The sequence below is a fragment of the Caballeronia sp. LZ034LL genome (assembly GCF_031451215.1).
Lineage (GTDB): Bacteria > Pseudomonadota > Gammaproteobacteria > Burkholderiales > Burkholderiaceae > Caballeronia.
This window is the reverse complement of the sequence record NZ_JARUXR010000004.1, coordinates 1,305,257-1,323,978: the sequence shown is the minus strand read 5'-3', so window position 1 is coordinate 1,323,978 and position 18,722 is coordinate 1,305,257. Positions and strand designations below refer to the sequence as shown.

Sequence of the window (18,722 nt, the reverse complement as noted above, 5' to 3'; positions counted from 1 at the left end):
AGTCTTTGACGACTGCTTGCTTGAATCGTGCGCTGTGCTTGCTCATGAAAAAACACCCCAAATCGTTGGACTGGTGTCCAACTTTTGGGGTGCAGTTCATAAAGGTGGGGTTTTTGCGTTTCAGGGCCTTAGCCGAGGTCTGGCCTGGCATTTGCATCCCGTTATCTCGTTCTGACACCATCTCGATGTTGGACCTTCGCTTTCTGTCGGTAGAATGACGACGAGAGCCATCATGTCGACCCTCACTGGAGCGCATATGAGAACGAGCCTGTTGATCGCAGCCCTGAGCGCCGCCTTGCTGGTTGCCGCATGCGGCAAGAAGAACGATGCAAGCGAGTCCAGCCTGGGCGATGCAATATCCGCCGACATGAAAACCAGCCGCGGCTTGCTCTGTCTGAACCGCAGCGGCCGCGGCCCTTATACGTTTCCATCGGTCTATAGCAATCAGGACCTTAACGAATACGCTGCCGGCGCCTTGCGCGAGCAACTTGCCGCGCTGGAGAAGGCCGGCTTGATCGCTCGCGCGGCAACGACGCCCGCGAACGCCAGCGCCAAGCAGAACGGCGTCGCCTATAGCCTGACCGGCGAAGGGCAGAAATACGCGGTCGAAACCAATCGGCCGGCGGGCGATCCCAACGCCACGAACGACCCGCATACCTGGAAGATCTGCTACGCGCACGTCAAGCTCGACAAAGTGGCGAGCTGGACGGAGCCTGATCCGACTGCGCACCGCTCGGATGTCACCTATACGTACAAGCTCGAGAACGTGGCCCCCTGGGCCGATGACCGCGACGTCAAGCGAGCGTTCTCCGAAGTGACGGCGTCTGATCGGGAAGCGGGCGAGACAAAGCTGCACATCACGCTCGAACAGCGCGAGGATGGCTGGGTGCGGGTGGATTGACCCGCGGTCTCAAGCCTCCGACATCCGTGCAAGCGAACCCGCCGCGCATGTCCGACGTCGCTCGCCGCGCGGGTGTGTCGAAGATGACGGTGTCGCGCGTGCTGGCGGGCCACAGCGTTGCGCTCGCCACGCGCGAACGCGTGCAGAAGGCCATCGATGAACTCGGCTACGTCGCCGATGCCGCCGCCGGCGCGCTCTCTTCGGGCCGGTCAGAATTCGTGGCCGTGCTGGTGCCGTCGCTCGCAAGCTCCAACTTTTCCGATACCGTCCGTGGCCTGTCAGCGTCGCTGGAGCCGCATGGCTTGCAATTGCTGATCGGCGATACCGACTACCATCTCGACCGCGAAGAGCGCCTCGTGCGCTCGATGCTGCGTCATCAACCGCGTTGCATCGCGCTGACGGGATCGCGCCACACCGAAGCAACGCGCACGCTGCTGCGCCGCTCGGGCGTTCCCGTCGTCGAGATGTGGGATGCAACGACAGATCCGATCGGCGCCTCCGTCGGTTTCTCCAATGTCAGCGCGGCACGCGAAATGGTCCGCTATCTGGCGGGCAAGGGGCATGAACGCATCGGCTTTCTCGGCGGCGCGAGCGAGCTCGACCGGCGCGGCCTCGATCGCCTGAAGGGCTTCCGTGCGCAAATGAAGGCACTGGGTCTAGACGATCGTCGCGTCATCAGACTGGGCGAATCGCCGATCACCATGAGTCACGGCGGCCCTGCGATGGCCGCGTTGCTCGAAGCCTGGCCCGACACGCAAGCCGTCATGTGCGTGAGCGACATGTCCGCCTTTGGTGCGATCATGGAATGCCATCGGCGCGGGCTTTCGGTGCCGGACGACGTCGCGGTGGCGGGCTTCGGCAATTTCGAGGTCGCGGCCTGCTGTACGCCGTCGATCACCACGGTATCCGTGGATGCTTACGGCATCGGCCGGCGCGCGGGCGCCATGCTGCTCGCGGCGCTCGACATGCGTGAGAATGGCATCGTCGAGCCGGCAGGAAAACGCGAGCGTGTAGCGTACTCCGTGGTGTCGCGGGAAAGCGCCTGAGCCGCAGCGGGTTCGCGTGTGCGTGCTAACATGCATTGCGATGTTACCGGTAACGGAACCATGAAAACAGCAGCGCCGGAATTCGGGCCGGACGAGGCGCATCACATGGAGAGACAAATCATGCCCCAGCAGAAGGTACAACGGCTTCGAAGCCAGGAATGGTTCGACGATCCCTCTCACGCCGACATGACGGCGTTGTATGTCGAACGTTTCATGAACTACGGCCTCACGCGAGAAGAACTGCAGTCGGGCCGTCCGATCATCGGCATTGCGCAGACGGGTAGCGATCTCGCGCCGTGCAATCGTCATCACATCGAGCTGGCTGCGCGCACGAAGGCGGGCATCCGCGACGCAGGCGGCATCCCAATGGAGTTTCCTGTCCACCCACTGGCCGAACAGAGCCGTCGTCCGACAGCGGCGCTGGACCGCAATCTCGCCTATCTCGGGCTGGTTGAAATCCTGCACGGCTTTCCGCTCGATGGCGTCGTGCTCACCACCGGCTGCGACAAGACCACGCCGGCTTGTCTGATGGCGGCCGCGACCGTCGACATGCCGGCCATCGTCCTCTCGGGCGGCCCCATGCTCGACGGATGGCATGAAGGCAAGCGGGTCGGCTCCGGCACGGTCATCTGGCATGCGCGCAACCTGCTCGCGGCAGGCAAGATCGATTACGAAGGCTTCATGCAGCTGACCACGGCGTCGTCGCCATCGATCGGTCATTGCAACACGATGGGCACTGCGCTCTCGATGAACAGCCTCGCCGAAGCGCTCGGCATGTCGCTGCCGACCTGCGCCAGCATTCCCGCCGCGTATCGCGAGCGCGGACAGATGGCGTATGCGACCGGCAAGCGCATCGTCGAGATGGTGCGCGAGGACCTGAAGCCCTCGAAGATCATGACGCGCGATGCGTTCATCAACGCCATCGCGGTGGCTTCGGCGCTTGGAGCATCGACCAACTGTCCGCCGCATCTGATCGCGATTGCGCGTCACATGGGTATCGAATTGACGCTCGATGACTGGCAACGTCATGGCGAGCCTGTACCGCTCATCGTCAACTGCATGCCGGCGGGTGACTATCTCGGCGAGAGTTTTCATCGCGCGGGCGGGGTGCCGGCGGTCATCAGGCAACTGGACCAGGCGGGGCTGATCGCCGGACAGTGCATGACGGTATCGGGCCGCACGATCGGCGACATTGCGAGCGATGCGCCCGCCGCCGATAACGACGTCATCCGCACGGCCAGCGATCCGCTGAAACATGGTGCGGGCTTCATGGTGCTGTCGGGCAATTTCTTCGACAGCGCGATCATGAAGATGTCCGTGGTCGGCGATGCTTTCCGCAAGACCTATTTGAGCGAGCCCGGTGCGGAGAACACATTCGAAGCGCGTGCCATTGTGTTCGATGGTCCGGAGGACTATCACGCCCGCATCAATGATCCGTCGCTTGGTATCGACGAGCATTGCATCCTCGTGATCCGCGGCTGCGGCACGGTGGGTTATCCGGGCAGCGCGGAGGTGGTGAACATGGCGCCGCCTGCAGAGTTGATCAAGCAAGGCATCGATAGCCTTCCTTGCATGGGCGATGGACGGCAGAGCGGTACGTCCGCGAGTCCGTCGATTCTCAACATGTCGCCGGAAGCGGCGGTGGGCGGCGGCCTCGCGCTCTTGCGCACGAACGACGTGATCCGCGTGGACCTGAACGCGCGCTCCGTCAACGTGCTGCTCGGTGAGGCCGAACTCGAAAGCCGTCGCGCGGATAGCGCCTTCGCCGTGCCGGTTGCGCAAACGCCGTGGCAGGAGTTGTATCGGCAGACGGTTGGGCAGTTGTCGACGGGCGGCTGTCTCGAGCCCGCGACGCTGTATCTGAAGGTCATCGAAACGCGCGGCAATCCGCGTCACTCACACTGAGCGCACCATCATGTCCTTTGCCATCTATCCGAGCCTGAAGGATCAGTGCGTCGTCGTGACGGGCGGCGGCAGCGGTATCGGTGCGGGGATCGTCCAGGCTTTCGCGCAGCAGGGCGCGTGCGTGTTTTTCATCGACGTAGCCGATGCCGATTCGCGACAACTCGAGCAGTCGCTGGCGCGTGAACGACACGCGCCGAAGTATCTTCATTGCGATCTGCTCGATGCGGCCGCCATCGAACAATCCTTTGATGGCATCGCGAGCGAGGCAGGGCGCATCGACGTGCTCGTCAACAATGCCGCGAACGACGATCGTCATCAGTGGGACAACGTCAGCGCTGCTTACTGGGACGAGCGCATGGCCGTGAACCTGCGTCATCAGTTCTTCTGCGCGCAGGCGGCGGCGCAACGCATGCGGACGCAGCGGCGAGGATCGATCATCAATATGGGCTCGATTTCGTGGCACCTTGCCTTGCCCGATCTCACGCTTTATATGACGGCGAAGGCGGCGATAGAGGGACTCACGCGCGGGCTTGCGCGTGAGCTTGGGGAGCATGGTGTTCGCGTGAATACGGTGATTCCGGGGGCGGTGCGCACGCCGCGCCAGATGAAGCTGTGGCAATCGCCGGACAGTGAAGCGAAGCTTCTCGCGCAGCAATGCCTTCATGAACGTATCGATCCGGAGCATATCGCGCGCATGGTGCTGTTTCTCGCTTCTGATGATGGCGCGCGTTGTACTGCGCGAGAGTTTTACGTCGACGCGGGGTGGTTTGGGGCGTGAGGCGATGTGGCGGGCTGCGGCCTCGCCCCGAATTGCAGATCGAAGGTTCGTATTGCGTGTTTTCGTCTCTAGCGAATAAATTGGCGACGGTCCGTTACCAACATTGAATTTAGAGCAAAATTCAAAACCTTCAGTATTTTTCCCCGCATTTGATAAATAAAGAGTGAGCAAATCACTAAAATCATAGAGTTATCAGTGGGCAAGTTCGTTAATATCGAACGCGAAAGGGGAGGCGTATCCATTTATCCCTATCTGCTTGAACAATCACGTCGGCTATCTATTGGAAATCTGCAAAATTTTGTAAAGCACCGTGATTAAGGTAGATACGAGAGTCAAGAAATCCTAAATTCAATGTGCCTCGCGCGGCGCGTTGAACCAACTTGGCTAATCAAAGGGTGTGGAAATGGGTAAATCAGCTTTTAAAAAATATTCGCTGCTATTGATATTTTCAGGGTTGTTGAGCAATGCGACGGCTTCCATCGCGCAAACCAGCACGTTGAGCAACAATTGGGCCGGCTATGCGATAAACGACGCAGCATACTCGGATGTCTCCGCATCCTGGGTGGTTCCACAAATCGATTGCAGCTCGGTTGCCGGCGCGACATTAACGGGTACATATGCCTGGGTCGGCTTAGGTGGTCAGAGCGACGAAACGATCACGCAGACCACGCTGGAACAAATCGGCACTGTGCAGGCATGCGTCGGGTCGACACCTGTGTACGACCTCTTCTATGAGTTCTTCCCCGCCAACAAGAATTTCGGAGATTCAAAATATGCGTTGTCGGCTGGTGACACAGTCTCGGCGAAAGTCAGTCGAAATCTCGATGGAAGTTACACGCTTTGGGAGACAGCAACGGCCAAGGACGCCAAATCGCCGAAGTGGACATTCAGTACCACGGGTTCATCACCTGGCACCAGTCCTTCTGATCCAGGCAACCGATCCGCAGAAGTGATCATGGAGCAGCCAGGTACCCCAACGGACCTGATTCGCTGGCCTGTAGCGAGTTACGGCAGCATCACCTTCTTCAATATCGGCTACACGAAAGCGAACACAGCGACCGATCACGCAACTTCGATCCAGTTTTATGAACCGCTTGGCGGAAACACACTGTCAACGCAGTGGGCCACGCCAGTGACGCTTTCACCTACTAGTTTTATCGTCTACCAATACTAAAGGTCAGAAGGGCAGCCGTTGCCGCGTGAACCGGTGGCGACGTGAAGCGGTGACAGTTTTGCTGGCATGTGTGAAGACTCGAGGTGTCTTCCTTACCTTCGGATCGCCGCCAGACCCTGGAATCTGATTCGTTCATTTCGAATATCTTATTCGCCAGAAACGGGGGAATCCGGTTCGGCTCTGCACAATCGAAGGTTTAACATGCCTATTCAATTTGCAAGGCGCTTTTATTCGGGTTGAATGTCGAGAATCGAGCTGAAGTTCCCATATGTTTTCGAATTCATCGATACGTAGATTCGTTGGTTTCGAACGCGTTGCGAATGCACATTTACATTCTGCGATCTCTGCTTGAATATCTGACAGGCAATTGATGGAAAGGTGAGGGATTTTGTCAGCCCTTCCGAATAAGACATTTTCCTGAGTCGAAGAGTCTTGGATCACATGAGATCTACCCAACACGTTGAATCAATCCGACTAATCGGAGGGTGTGGAGTGAATAAATCCATGTGTGGAAGAGGCTCAGCGCTGTTGATGTTTTGGTGGATGCTGATCGATGCGACAGCCGCCAGTGCGCAAACCAGCCTGACGACGAATAACTGGGCTGGCTACATGATCAACGATGCGGCAAATTCGAACTTTTCAATCTCGCCTATACGAAAGCAAGCACGGCACCCGACCATGCGACTACGGTCGAGTTTTCGAATTCGCTCAGTGGGAAATACGCTTTCTACCTCCATGGCGGTTCCGTCAGTACTATCGCCTACCAGTTTCATCGTGTACCAGTTCTGAGTAGTAGTAACGGGCCACGCGCTGTACCGTTCGCGACTACTGTGTCAAATGCGGGCCGGTTCGGCGCGTGAGGTGTTACGGCGGTGCTACGGCAACGCGTCACGTAACGCGGTATTTGTCAAATGCGCGCGTCGCGCCGACGCGAAACCTTCTCCGCTGGTTTGATGGTCGGCACCGTGCCGTTCTCGATGTAGTGCTGCACGGTGTGCGCCGCCTCGCGATAATCGCGTTCATCGAGCCAGTGCCAGACAGCAGCGAGAAACAACCCGAGCCCCGCATGCCCGCAATGGGCAATTACCTCGGCAATGCCCTCGGCGAGGGCTTCAGCGCGTCCTTCATCACGCAACGCGCTGGCCACGTGCGATGCCGCGCGCGAGACCAGCATGGCATGCATCGTATGGAGTTGCGGATTGAACGTGCGTATTGCGTGCTTGCGATGACTGCTTCCCATGATGGCCCCGTCTTTGGTATCCGCGCGATGTGCATTCCGGGCAGATCACTCCGCTTGGCATGCACGTGGCGATTGGTTTTTCGAAGGCGCGATTATGCTGCGCCGCGTGTCTGGTGCAAGAAGCGGGCCGGGTGTCAGATTCAAATCAGTGACGTCACGATAACGCGCTGCGCCGTCCGGTGCCCGAGATACGGTTTGAGGAATGCTTGCCTGGATCGCCGAGCCAATTCGTAGATTACGAATAACTGATTCGCGAGTGGCGGAGGTGTAGCGGCCAACTCCTCGCTGCAAGGGCGTTCTCCGCGCTGATTCAAAGTATCGAGCATTTTCGTACGCTTCTAATACCTGAAAACGAGCCGAAGCTTCTTTTAAATCTGCGGCTTACCGATACGCTAATTCGTTGATATCGAACGCGTCCCGAATGTGCGTTTACATTGTCCTGTATTTGTTCAAATATTAGTCAGGCAATTGATTGGAGATCTGAAGAATTTTGTGAAAGCCGGCGATCAAGGTAGATGCCTGAGTCAAGGAACCTTAGATTACAGGGGCCTCGCGCGGCACGTTAAATCAACTTGGCTAATCAAAGGTGTGTAAATGGGTAATTCAGTTTTAAGTAGGTATCTGAAGCCTGCAATGCTTTTATGGTTGTTGGTCGATGCAGCAGCTTCAAATGCGCAATCTATTACGACGATGCCGAATTGGGCCGGCTACGTAATTAGCGACGCAACATACTCAGCCGTTTCTGCATCCTGGGTGGTGCCGGCAGTGGACTGCAGCATGATTGCAGCTGGCAAATCTTCTGCGTCAACCGCATGGGTCGGTCTTGGCGGCTTCAACCACCCGACGGATTCGGCGAGAAATGTTCTTGAGCAGATCGGGACTGTCCAGGCATGTCAAGGTTCGACGCCTTTTTACGCTCTCTTTGCCGAGCTTTTTCCCGCCAGCCCGTGGGTCGGCGACTCGACAAACTATCCTCTCTCCGCTGGCGATACGGTGACAGCCAAAGTCGCGCGAAATCTTGATGGAAGTTTCACACTGTCGGAGACGGCGACCGCCAAGGGTGCGTCGTTGCCCAAATGGACGTTCAGCACAATGGGTACGGCGCCAGGCACCAGCATCTCGGATCCCGGCAACACGTCTGCAGAAATCATCATGGAGCAGCCAGGTTTCGTCGGAAGCGCGACACGCGGACCTGCGGCGAGCTACGGCAGTATCACCTTCTTCAACATCTCTTACACGAAAGCCAGCACACTCCCGGACGAAGCGTTTACGGTTCTGAGCATAGATCAAACCAGCGGAAATACGCCTTCCACGACCATGGCAGTTCCGTCCGTACTTTCGCCTACCAGTTTCATTGTGTATCAGTTCTGACCAGCGAAGACGCGCCCTTCTCCACGATATTGGCTATTTTGATGCGTAATGCGTTCCGCCGACGCCGGCGTTGAATGCCATGAAGCTTTCTTGAATTAATCAGTCTGCAAGTTCGTCATTCGCGAAGGAGTCGAGGACGGCATGGATCATTCGCCGCTATCTGCTTGAACAATCTCACCGATCATCGATTCGATATCTGAAAAATTTAGTGAAACAGAGTCAATGCGGTGGAGGTATTAGTCAAGGGATTTTAGATTGCACATGCCATTCGCGGCACGTTGAATCAATCTGGTCAATCAAAGGGTGTGGAAATGGGTAAATCAGTTCTTAAAATATGCGCGGTGCTCGCAATGCTGTCATGGCTGCTGATCGATGCGACGGCCTCATTTGCACAAACCAGCGGCGGCACCAAAACGCTGGACAATTGGGCCGGCTACGTCATAAGCGACGCAGCTTACCTGTCGGTATCCGCGTCCTGGGTCGTCCCGGAAGTCGATTGCAGCCTGGTTGCCGCTGGCCAGACAACCCAGGCAATCGCGTGGGTTGGCTTGGGCGGCTACAGCGACACGACCATCGCGCAAACCACGTTGGAGCAAGTCGGGACTATCCAGGGATGCAACGGGTCCATTCCTACTTACGGCCTCTTCTATGAGTTTTTCCCGGCAGCACCGCAGTCCGGACAGCTGGTCTATACCCTGTCGGCGGGTGACACGGTGTCAGCACGAGTCACTCAAAATTTCGACGGGACTTACACGCTTTGGGAACAGGCAACGGCCAAGGGCGCCACATCGCCGAAGTGGACATTCACCACAACGGGTTCATCCCCTGGCACAAGTGGTTCGGATCCGGGAAACCGGTCCGCCGAAGTCATCGTGGAGCAGGGAGGCTATTCAGGCACTTCAACTCGCCTCCCCATGGCGAGCTACGGCAGCATCACCTTCTTCAACGTCGCGTACGCCAAGGCAAGCACAGCAACGGACGAAGCAACGACGATCCAGTTCTACGAACCGCTCGACGGCAACATCATGTCGACGCAACGCGCCATCCCGGCCGTGCTTTCACCTACCAGTTTCATCGTGTATCAACTTTAAAAGGCAGAAGCGCGACTGTTGCCGCCTTCAACCCGCTGGCAACGTATAGAAACCCCACGGCACGGCGTGAAGCTCCGAGTTGCTTTCCGTACAATCGGATGCACTCGGACAATCCAAGCACAACGACATGCCGTGGTTTCCCGTCTTCACCACCGACGCGCCGATGCACATGGCCCGCGTCACGCTCTGCACCTTCGCCTTGCTGGCAGGTTGTACGTCGACCACCTCCGCACAAGGCGATCAATCGTCCCAGCCGCTTGACGCCACTCAGCCCCAGCCGCTGCATCACGCGAAACGCACGGCATCGGGCTTCGAAAACAACTACGGCACCTTGCCGCGCGAGTCCTTGTTGAAATGGCGCTGGGAACGCTTCACGCACGGCCTGCCGAAGCCGCCAGCTAACGGCTATCACTTCCCGACGGCTCAACCCGACGTCGCCTGGCTGAAGGCGAACCGCACGGCGAACACGCTCACGTGGATCGGTCATGCAAGCGCACTCGTGCAGATCAACGGCGTGAACATCCTCACGGACCCGATGTTGTCCGAGCGTGCGTCGCCGTTCTCGTTCGCCGGCCCGAAACGTAAGACGCCTCCGGGCCTCACGCTCGAACAGCTGCCGCATATCGACATCGTGCTCATCTCGCACAATCACTACGATCATCTCGACAAGCCCACCGTCGAGGCGCTGAATCGCCAGGCCGGCGGACCGCCGCGCTTTCTCGTGCCGCTGGGCGTGAAGGCGTGGATGAACGACATCGGCATCACGAATGCGCAGGAGTTCGACTGGGGCGATGAAACGCAGGCGTCGGGGCTCGATATCTGGTTCGTGCCGAGTCAGCACTGGTCGGCCCGCACGCCGTTCGATCGCTCTGAAACCCTGTGGGGCGGATGGGTGGTGAAGACGCTTGAAGGTGCGGCGCATCCGTACTCGTTCTACTTCGCGGGCGACACCGGCTATTCGCCGGACTTTCGCGACATCGGCGCGCGGTTCGGTGGCTTCGATCTCGCGCTGATTCCGATCGGCGCCTACGACCCGCGCTGGTTCATGCACGCGCAACACGTGGATCCGGAAGAGGCTGTGCGCATTTTCCAGGATGTCCACGCGAAGAAGGCGATCGGCATTCACTGGGGCACGTTCGAACTCACCGACGAGCCGCTCGACGAACCTCCGCGTCGCCTGGCCGAAGCCGTGCGCCATGCCGGTCTGCCCGCCGATGCCTTCACGGTGCTGAAATTCGGCGAGACCCTGCAACTCGATACGTCCACCCGCTGAACCGCGCGGCCATAAAAAAACGCGCGGACTCGAGAGAAGTCCGCGCGTCTTTTTTTAACCTCAATACAGCGTCATCGCCTGAATACGCCCAGCAGCAAGGTCGCGAGAAAGATCACGATGAAGATGAAGAACAGGATCTTGGCGATTTCCGCCGCGCCGGTTGCGATGCCACCGAAGCCAAAGAAGGCCGCGATGATCGCGATGATGAAGAAGATGACAGCGTAACGAAGCATGAAGTCCTCCACGGGATCGGTTGATCGAATGATTCGCAGCCGGGCGGATGCCGATGCCGCTTCGCTCATGGCGTGCATGCCGCGCGATGGCATGAAGCAACGCCCGTGCCCAGCAATGAAAACGCCGCAAGGCCTGAGCGGCAGTGCGGCGTCGCGGGATGCGCCATGGAAGACGCAAGGGGCACGGCAGGGAGGCTAACGGCCTAGTGTGCGTTCGGAGTCGGATTCATCGTCGAGATCGTCTTCATCATCGCCGCTGTTTAGCGCATCCGGCAGGTTGTTCTCCAGTTCATCGCGCTCGATCTGGTCGGCGAGATCGAGGGATTTGCGCGTGGCGGGACCGGATGGGCGGTTGGCTCCAGACATGACGTACTCCTTGAACAGATTGCAAAGCCGCGCCGGAAATTCGACGCGAATTGACGAACAAGCAAGGCATGTACGCGCCGGACTGTAACTGCCTCAAGAGCAGTCACGCAGGTGCTTTGCTGGAAGCTTCTGTACCGGCCTGTCCCAAACTTGCAAGGAGGAAGGCAGATTTTGCGTGCCGGCGCGTCGGACCAGTATGCACCGGTCCCGGCGATCCGGCAAAGCGCGCGGCGGTTGAATGCATCATGCGAAAAAATGGGCCACGACTGGATACAACGAAAGCACCAGCAGCAGCGCCATCGACAGATTGAACATGCGCAGCCAGCGTGGATTGGCCAGAAAGCGTCGCAGCGACATGCCGAACGCTGCCCACATCGTGATGCAAGGCAGGCCGATCACCACCAGCACGAGCGCCATCAACGCCGCATTCAACGAGAGACTGGCATGCAGGTGAATGGTGGTAGCAGCGGTCAGCACCATCATCCACGCCTTCGGGTTGATCCATTGGAACGCGATGGCTTCGTGAAAGCGCATCGGGCGGCTCTGGCCGTCGCGCAACTGCACTGACGACGACGTACCGATCTTCCACGCCAGATACAGCAGATAAGCGACGCTCGCGGCTTCCAGCACCGCATAGAGCCACGGCAAGCGTTCGAAGGCCTGGGCAAGTCCCAGCCCGACCGCGATCGTCAGGATGGCAACGCCCGTGCTGATGCCGAGCACATGAGGCAGCGTGCGCTTCAGCCCGAAATTGACGCCCGAGGCGAGCAGCATCGTGTTGTTCGGGCCGGGCGTGATGGTCGTCACGAGGGCGAACAGCGCGGCGGCGGGCAGAGCGTTGAAGAGTTCCTGTGGCATGGCGCGCTCCTTGGACTGGGATATCGATGAACCCAGTGTACTGGAGTGATCCGGTACAGTACCGGTACAGATCGCCGACAGCTTTCCGGTACGGAAAAGAAGCGCGCCTTCCTCACTTACACCGGAAACGGATTGCGCTCCGCAAAGCCCTGCTGATGCCAGTACGGATATGCCGGCCGCACCGCGCTCGCTTCATCTAGCTTCCTGACCTGTTCCGGCGTGAGGTTCCAGCCCACCGCGCCGAGGTTCTGCCGCAACTGTTCTTCGTTGCGCGCGCCGATCAGCACGGTTGCAACCGTCGGACGCTGCAGCAGCCAGTTGAGCGCAACCTGCGGGATGGTCTTGCCGGTTTCCTCGGCGATGGCATCGAGCGCATCGACGACGCGGTACAGATATTCGTCAGGCACCGGCGGCCCCATGTCGGCGGTCTTGTGCAGACGGCTTGTTTCAGGCAGCGGCTGGCCGCGCCGGATCTTGCCCGTCAGGCGCCCCCAGCCGAGCGGGCTCCATACCACAGCGCCCACACCCTGATCGAGTCCGAGCGGCATCAGCTCCCATTCGTAGTCGCGGCCGATCAGCGAGTAGTAGGTCTGGTTTGCGACATAGCGCGGATAACCGTAGCGAGCAGCCACATCGAGCGATTTCTGCAGATGCCAGCCCGAAAAATTCGACACACCCGTGTAGCGGATCTTTCCCGCGCGCACGAGGTCGTCGAGTGTGGAAAGCGTTTCTTCTACCGGCGTTTTTGCATCGAACCCATGCAGCTGGAACAGGTCGATGTGATCGGTCTGCAAGCGCTTGAGCGCCGCGTTGACCGCCTCGATCAGATGAAAGCGCGACGAGCCGACGGCATTCGGTTCATCGGGATCGAAACGGAACGTGGCCTTGGTCGAGATGATGGCCTTGTCGCGGCGGCCCTTGAGGGCTTCGCCGAGGATCGATTCCGATGCGCCGCGCGAGTAGAGGTCGGCGGTGTCGAACATCGTGACGCCGGCGTCGAGACAGATGTCGATCAGCTTGCGCGCCTCGCTCACGTCGGTCGCGCCCCAGGCCTGGAAGAATTCGCCCTTGCCGCCGAACGTGCCGGTGCCGAAGCTCAGGACCGGAACCTTGAAGCCGGAAGCGCCGAGATGTCGATATTCCATTGCGTGTCCTCTTTGAGATGAAGTCGAAGAGACGCCGCTCGATATCCGGATCGATGACGAGCGGCGCGCGAGTGTTCAGCGGACGAGACTACCGCAACGGTCGGCGGAATGCAGAATGCGAAACGCAGCATCACCGCTTGTCCGCCGCCGCGCGTTCCCCCAGTGAGTCATAGATCGGCGGCACGCGCAGCAGCATGGGCACGATCATCGCGGTGAAGCAGGCCGTGAGCATCGGCAGCAGCAGGGTGAAACTCGCGGTCATCTCGGTGACGAGCACAATGCCCGTCAAGGGCGCACGCACCACCGCGACGAAGAACGCGGCCATGCCGACGACCGCGAACGTGCTGGTGTCGCCCGTTACCGCCGACATGCCCGGAAACCAGTCGAGACACAGGCGCCCGAACACGAGACCGGTCTGCGCGCCGAGCACCAGCAGCGGCGCGAACAGACCGCCAGGCGTGCCCGCCGCATACGACACGGTGCCCAGCACGAAGCGCAGCGCGAGAGTCGCGAGCACGCCCGCGACGGTGCCTGCGCCGAGCAGCGCGCGTTCGGTGAGCACATCGCCGCCGCCCGCGAGATCCGGCGCGAACCACGCGAGCACGCCGACCGCCGCGCCGATGAGCGCCGCGCGCGCGGTCGCATGCGCGACCGTCAGCGGCTTAGAAAGCGATTCGGCGATATCGAGCGTCCACAGGATTGCGCGGCAATACGCCACGCCCAGCAGCCCCAGCAATACGCCGAGCAGCAGATGCGCGCCGGTCATCGCGAAGCCGGGGAACGGCTGCGCGGGCACGTGGAAGTCGGGGAGATCGCCGTGCAGCAGACGAGCCATCGCGATGGCGCTTGCCGAAGCGCCGAGCGCCGCGACCGCCGTGCGCGTGTCGAAGCGCCGCATCAGTTCTTCGAGCACGAAGACCGCGCCGGCGATGGGTGCATTGAAGGCCGTCGCGAGTCCCGCGCCCGCGCCGGCGGCGAGCAGCACGCGGCAATCGCCGGCGGTGCGCCGCATGAACTGGCCGATGGCATGCGCGATCGATGCCCCCATCTGCACGGTCGGGCCTTCGCGTCCCAATGCGAGCCCTGCACCGATGGCGAGCACGCCGCCCACGAACTTGATGGGCACGAGCACGAGCGGGGCGGGCGGCAGCTTGCCGTGCAGCACGGCTTCGACATGAGGAATGCCGCTGCCGCTGGCCATCGGCGCGAAGCGCGCGACGAGCCAGGTCGCGAGCCCGGTGCTCACGGCCGCTGCGAGCACCACCAGTACGAAAGCGGCCTCGTGTCCCGCATGGCCCCACGCGACGAATGCAGTGCGCCACGCCTCCGCGCGTTCGAGTGAAAAGCGGAAGCCCACGCCGATGGCGCCCGTCGCGGAGCCGACGATGACCGATGCCGCCGCGAGTGGAACGAGTCCTGCGCGTTCGTCGTGTTGTTCGAGGGAGTCGGTGTCGTTCATTGCGCATGAAGCTCCGCATCGGCATGCGCTGCGAAGGGTAGCATCGCGCCGGGCATGCTGCTTGCAAAACGAAAGACATTTGATGCAAGGGAACACGGAGGCGTGAGACGCGCATGAATCAGGCAAGCGACGACGAGCCGTTTTTCCAGCCCGGACGCAACTGCGCGAGCGTGCGTCATGCTGCGCGCTTCAGCCTGCTGATCGATGGCGCGGATTATTTTCGGGTGCTTCGCGAGGCGATCACGCGCGCCGAGCGCACCGTGTTTATCCTCGGCTGGGACATCGACAGCCGCATGAAGCTCACGCCCGAAGGCGCGGACGATGGCTTCCCCGAAGCGCTCGGCGACTTCCTGCATGCGGTCGCGAATCACAAGCGGCGTCTGCGCATCTACATCCTGGCGTGGGATTTCGCGATGCTCTATGCATTCGAACGCGAATGGCTGCCCGTCTACAAGATGGGCTGGCGCACCAGCCGGCGCATCGCGTTCCAGATGGACGGCAAGCATCCGATGGGCGGCTCGCAGCATCAGAAGCTTGTCGTCATCGATGACCGGCTCGCGTTCGTCGGCGGTCTCGATCTGACACGCTCGCGCTGGGACACCACCGCGCATGCACCCGACGAACCGCTGCGCCGTGATGCAAACGGCACACGCTATCAGCCCTTTCATGATGTTCACACGATGTTCGATGGCGCGGCCGCGCGCGAAATCGGCCTGATTGCGCGCGAACGTTGGGCGCGCGCCTGCGGCAAGCAGCTCGCGATCCGCGCGCATCGGGCAAACCTCGAGCACGATGCCTGGCCGCCGTCGCGGCGTGTCGATCTCGAAGATGTCGAGATGGCCATCTCGCTGACCGAGCCCGGTTATCTTGGCCGCGAACCCGTGCAGCAGATCCGCGCACAGTATCTGGACGCCATCGCGCGCGCGCGGCACAGCATCTATATCGAGAACCAATACTTCACGTCGGGCACGATCGGCGCGGCGCTGGCGAAATCGCTGGCGCGCGAGGATGGTCCGGACCTTGCCATCGTCGTGCCGCGCAACCAGAGCGGCTGGCTGCAGGAAGTCACGATGGGCGTGTTGCGGGCGCGGCTGCACGCATTGCTGAAGGACGCCGATACGCATGGCCGCTACCGGCTTCTGTGTCCGAGCGTGCCGAAACTTGGCGACGAGATCGTCAACGTGCACAGCAAGCTGATGATCGTCGACGACGAATTGCTGATGGTCGGTTCGGCCAACCTGAACAATCGTTCGATGGTGCTGGACAGCGAATGCAACATCGCGATCGATGCGCGCGGCGACGTACGCATCCGCGGCGCCATCGCCGCCATGCGCGATACCTTGCTCGCGGAGCATCTCGGTTGCGATATCGCGGACATCGACCGTGAACGCGCCGCGCGTGGCGGCATGAACGCGGCGATCCAGGCGCTGCTGCGCGAGCGCGACGAACATCGCACGCTGGTGCCGCTGGATCCATTGGTGTCGAGGGAACTCGATCAACTGATTCCGACCGAAGCGCTGATCGATCCGGAAACGCCGATTGCCGCCGACGAACTCGTCGACCAGTTCGTGCCCGCGGAAAAGACCCGGCCGCTGATCGGCCGCTTCGCGCTGCTCGGCGTGCTGGCGCTGATGGTCGTGGTGGTCGCGGGCCTGTTGCACTGGACCTCGCTCGGCGACTACGTCAACCTTCGCTCGCTGACCAACGCGACGCGCCGCATCGACGCGCTGCCGCTCGCGCCGCTCTGGATCGTGCTGGCCTACGTCGTGGCGGCGGTCATTTCCGTGCCGATCACCTTGCTCATCGCCGCCACCGGACTCGTGTTCGGCGCGGCATGGGGCGGGCTGTATGCCTTCCTCGGCACGATGGCCGCGGCGGCCGTCTCCTATTCGCTCGGCAACTGGCTCGGGCGCGATGTCGTGCGCCGAGTCGCGGGCGCGCGCGTCAACCGCCTGTCGGAACGCGTCGCGAAGCGCGGCATCGTGGCCGTCGTCGTGCTGCGTCTGCTGCCGGTGGCGCCGTTCTCGATCGTCAATCTCGTCGCGGGCGCCTCGCACATCCGCATGCGCGACTTCATGATCGGCACGATGCTCGGCATGGGACCCGGCATCTTCCTCACGGTGGCGTTCGCGCATCAGCTGGTCGCTTCACTGCACCGGCCGACGGTCGGCTCGTTTGCGGTGCTGATCGGCATCGGCGCGGCGCTGATCGGCGTGTCGCTGCTGTTGCAGCGCTTCCTCGGCGGCGCTCAGCCCGACGCGCACGAAGGCGCACCCGGCGACGCCGACAAGCCGCGCGCCAGCGAAGAAGCGAAGCGCGCGAGCGAACTGCACGAGAGCGGCGCGATGCCGCGCGATCCGGCGGCGCGCAACGCGCGGCCCGACGAGGTCAACTCATGACGCCGCTGCACGAACCCGTGATCGACTTGCAGAACACCAGCGAAAGCCGCGCGCGCGAACTGCGGATCGCGACGTACAACCTGCATGGCGCGGTCGGCATCGACGGCAAGTTTGCGCCGCAGCGCATCGGCGAAGTGCTCGCGGAGATCGATGCCGATGTCTTCGCGCTCCAGGAAGTGCCGCTCGGCGGCCGTGGCGCGCACGACGTGCTCGACGTGCTGCAGCGCATGACCGGTCTGCATGCCGTCGCGGGACCGACGCTCGATACGCCCGAGCGCCGCTATGGCAACGCGGTGCTCACGCGCTATCCGGTGCGCGCGGTGCGTACGCTCGACCTGTCGTTCAGGAGCCGCGAGCCGCGCGGTGCGCTGGATGCCGACATCGATTGCGGCGGCGAGGTGTGGCGCGTGGTCGCAACGCATCTCGGGCTGGCATCGAGCGAGCGGCGCGCGCAAGTGGAGCAGGTGCTGCAGAGCTTCGATACGCCCGCGCTGCCCGTGATCCTGCTCGGCGATCTCAACGAGTGGTTCGTCTATGGCCGCACGCTCCGTCGGCTGGTCACGCACTTTCATCGCGCCACTGCGCTGCGCACCTTTCCGACGCGCTTTCCGCTCTTCGCGCTCGACCGCATCTGGGTGCATCCGGGCGAGCGTCTGATGCGTGTGGACGTGCATCGCACACGTCTGTCGCGTGTCGCGTCGGATCACTATCCGCTCATCGCGCACATCGCGCATCGATGATGAAAGCGCCTGCATGGCGTGCGGTAAACATCAAGGAAGCATGCATCGCGATGGCTTCATGAGCCGCATGTCTGCGCGACACCACGAAAAACCCCTGTAAAAGCGATATAAAAACGCAAAAGACTCGCACGAACTCGCTTGGCGTATGTAGAATCCGGCGTGATACGAACGCATCGGTGCGAACGTATTCGAATATCACTGACCAAAAAACAGGTAGGAGAAACATGCCGACTTCCGCTAAAACCGCTGCCAAGAAAGCCCCGGCCAAGAAAGCCACGGCGAAGACTGCCGCACCGGCGAAGAAAGCTGCAGCACCGAAGGTTGCCGTCAAGAAAGTCGCTGCCAAGAAGACCACCACGGGCGCACTGTCGCCGGTCAAGGATACGTTCACGAAGGCATCGCTCGCGAACCATCTGGCCGAGCGCGCAGCAGTGGACGTGAAGGCAGTCAAGGCCGTGATGGTCGCGCTGGAAGACACCATCCTCGGTTCGATCCACAAGAAGGGCGCCGGCGAATTCACGCTGTCGGGTCTTCTGAAGATCTCGGCTCAAGCCGTTCCGGCCAAGAAGAAGCGCTTCGGCAAGGACCCGTTCACGGGCACCGAGCGCTGGTTCCCGGCCAAGCCGGCAAGCGTCCGCATCAAGGCACGCGCGCTGAAGAAGCTGAAGGACGCAGCAGCCTGAGTTACTTGATGCTCTGACGCTCTGACGTTGCGTTCGAAGTTCGCGTCCGTCAGGTTCGGC

Annotated in this window: 17 protein-coding genes; 11 read left to right on the top strand and 6 right to left on the bottom strand. The window is 61.0% G+C overall.

Translation table 11 applies throughout. The features are described 5' to 3' along the window. Positions 1 to 256: 256 nt before the first annotated feature. The 5 genes from QCE83_RS33505 (at position 257) to QCE83_RS33485 (ending at position 5,804) form a co-directional block, all read left to right on the top strand. A complete protein-coding gene (locus tag QCE83_RS33505) occupies positions 257 to 901 on the top strand; it encodes a hypothetical protein (protein WP_309821038.1) in 645 nt (214 codons plus the stop codon). Positions 902 to 948: 47 nt separating this feature from the next. Continuing rightward, a complete protein-coding gene (locus QCE83_RS33500) occupies positions 949 to 1,947 on the top strand; it encodes a LacI family DNA-binding transcriptional regulator (protein WP_309821037.1) in 999 nt (332 codons plus the stop codon). Positions 1,948 to 2,067: 120 nt separating this feature from the next. Then, complete coding sequence (locus tag QCE83_RS33495; protein ID WP_309821036.1) at positions 2,068 to 3,852, top strand: IlvD/Edd family dehydratase; 1,785 nt, start codon at positions 2,068 to 2,070, stop codon at positions 3,850 to 3,852. A gap of 10 nt (positions 3,853 to 3,862) precedes the next feature. Then, positions 3,863 to 4,630, top strand: a complete 768-nt coding sequence (locus QCE83_RS33490) for an SDR family oxidoreductase (protein WP_309821035.1) — start codon at positions 3,863 to 3,865, stop codon at positions 4,628 to 4,630. A 403-nt stretch (positions 4,631 to 5,033) separates the two neighbouring features. Then, positions 5,034 to 5,804 (top strand): G1 family glutamic endopeptidase, encoded by a 771-nt coding sequence (locus QCE83_RS33485; protein ID WP_309821034.1) that lies wholly within the window; start codon positions 5,034 to 5,036, stop codon positions 5,802 to 5,804. Positions 5,805 to 6,711: 907 nt separating this feature from the next. Here the strand turns inward: QCE83_RS33485 and QCE83_RS33480 are convergent. Continuing rightward, on the bottom strand, positions 6,712 to 7,044 hold the full coding sequence (locus QCE83_RS33480; protein ID WP_309821033.1) for a hypothetical protein: 333 nt from the start codon (positions 7,042 to 7,044) through the stop codon (positions 6,712 to 6,714). Between the two features lie 633 nt (positions 7,045 to 7,677). Between QCE83_RS33480 and QCE83_RS33475 the strand changes: the two genes are divergently transcribed. The 3 genes from QCE83_RS33475 (at position 7,678) to QCE83_RS33465 (ending at position 10,779) form a co-directional block, all read left to right on the top strand. Further along, on the top strand, positions 7,678 to 8,415 hold the full coding sequence (locus QCE83_RS33475) for a G1 family glutamic endopeptidase (protein WP_309821032.1): 738 nt from the start codon (positions 7,678 to 7,680) through the stop codon (positions 8,413 to 8,415). Positions 8,416 to 8,765: 350 nt separating this feature from the next. Then, complete coding sequence (locus QCE83_RS33470; protein WP_309821031.1) at positions 8,766 to 9,506, top strand: G1 family glutamic endopeptidase; 741 nt, start codon at positions 8,766 to 8,768, stop codon at positions 9,504 to 9,506. Between the two features lie 127 nt (positions 9,507 to 9,633). After that, positions 9,634 to 10,779, top strand: coding sequence for an MBL fold metallo-hydrolase (locus QCE83_RS33465; RefSeq protein ID WP_309821030.1), 1,146 nt, complete (start codon positions 9,634 to 9,636; stop codon positions 10,777 to 10,779). A 71-nt stretch (positions 10,780 to 10,850) separates the two neighbouring features. Here QCE83_RS33465 and QCE83_RS33460 read toward each other — a convergent pair whose 3' ends face one another. The 5 genes from QCE83_RS33460 to clcA form a co-directional block, all read right to left on the bottom strand. Further along, positions 10,851 to 11,012, bottom strand: coding sequence for a DUF1328 family protein (locus tag QCE83_RS33460; RefSeq protein ID WP_035509367.1), 162 nt, complete (start codon positions 11,010 to 11,012; stop codon positions 10,851 to 10,853). Between the two features lie 195 nt (positions 11,013 to 11,207). Next, the gene (locus tag QCE83_RS33455; RefSeq protein ID WP_309821023.1) at positions 11,208 to 11,378 is read right to left on the bottom strand and encodes a hypothetical protein; all 171 of its coding nucleotides are present in this window, start codon (positions 11,376 to 11,378) and stop codon (positions 11,208 to 11,210) included. A 243-nt stretch (positions 11,379 to 11,621) separates the two neighbouring features. Beyond that, complete coding sequence (locus QCE83_RS33450) at positions 11,622 to 12,236, bottom strand: LysE family translocator (protein ID WP_309821021.1); 615 nt, start codon at positions 12,234 to 12,236, stop codon at positions 11,622 to 11,624. 116 nt (positions 12,237 to 12,352) lie between these two features. Next, a complete protein-coding gene (locus QCE83_RS33445) occupies positions 12,353 to 13,381 on the bottom strand; it encodes an aldo/keto reductase (protein WP_309821019.1) in 1,029 nt (342 codons plus the stop codon). A 130-nt stretch (positions 13,382 to 13,511) separates the two neighbouring features. Beyond that, positions 13,512 to 14,840 carry a H(+)/Cl(-) exchange transporter ClcA gene (clcA, locus tag QCE83_RS33440; RefSeq protein WP_309821017.1) on the bottom strand — a complete coding sequence of 443 codons (1,329 nt, stop codon included), beginning with the start codon at positions 14,838 to 14,840 and terminating at the stop codon, positions 13,512 to 13,514. A 113-nt stretch (positions 14,841 to 14,953) separates the two neighbouring features. Between clcA and QCE83_RS33435 the strand changes: the two genes are divergently transcribed. The 3 genes from QCE83_RS33435 to QCE83_RS33425 all read left to right on the top strand — a co-directional run bounded on the left by QCE83_RS33435 (position 14,954) and on the right by QCE83_RS33425 (position 18,662). After that, entirely contained in the window at positions 14,954 to 17,239 is a 2,286-nt protein-coding gene (locus QCE83_RS33435; protein ID WP_309821014.1) for a VTT domain-containing protein, read from the top strand. Then, the gene (locus QCE83_RS33430; protein ID WP_309821012.1) at positions 17,236 to 17,979 is read left to right on the top strand and encodes an endonuclease/exonuclease/phosphatase family protein; all 744 of its coding nucleotides are present in this window, start codon (positions 17,236 to 17,238) and stop codon (positions 17,977 to 17,979) included. The genes QCE83_RS33435 and QCE83_RS33430 overlap by 4 nt, the downstream gene beginning before the upstream one ends. Positions 17,980 to 18,203: 224 nt before the next feature. Further along, the gene (locus QCE83_RS33425; RefSeq protein ID WP_309821010.1) at positions 18,204 to 18,662 is read left to right on the top strand and encodes an HU family DNA-binding protein; all 459 of its coding nucleotides are present in this window, start codon (positions 18,204 to 18,206) and stop codon (positions 18,660 to 18,662) included. The last annotated feature ends 60 nt before the right edge of the window (positions 18,663 to 18,722 follow it).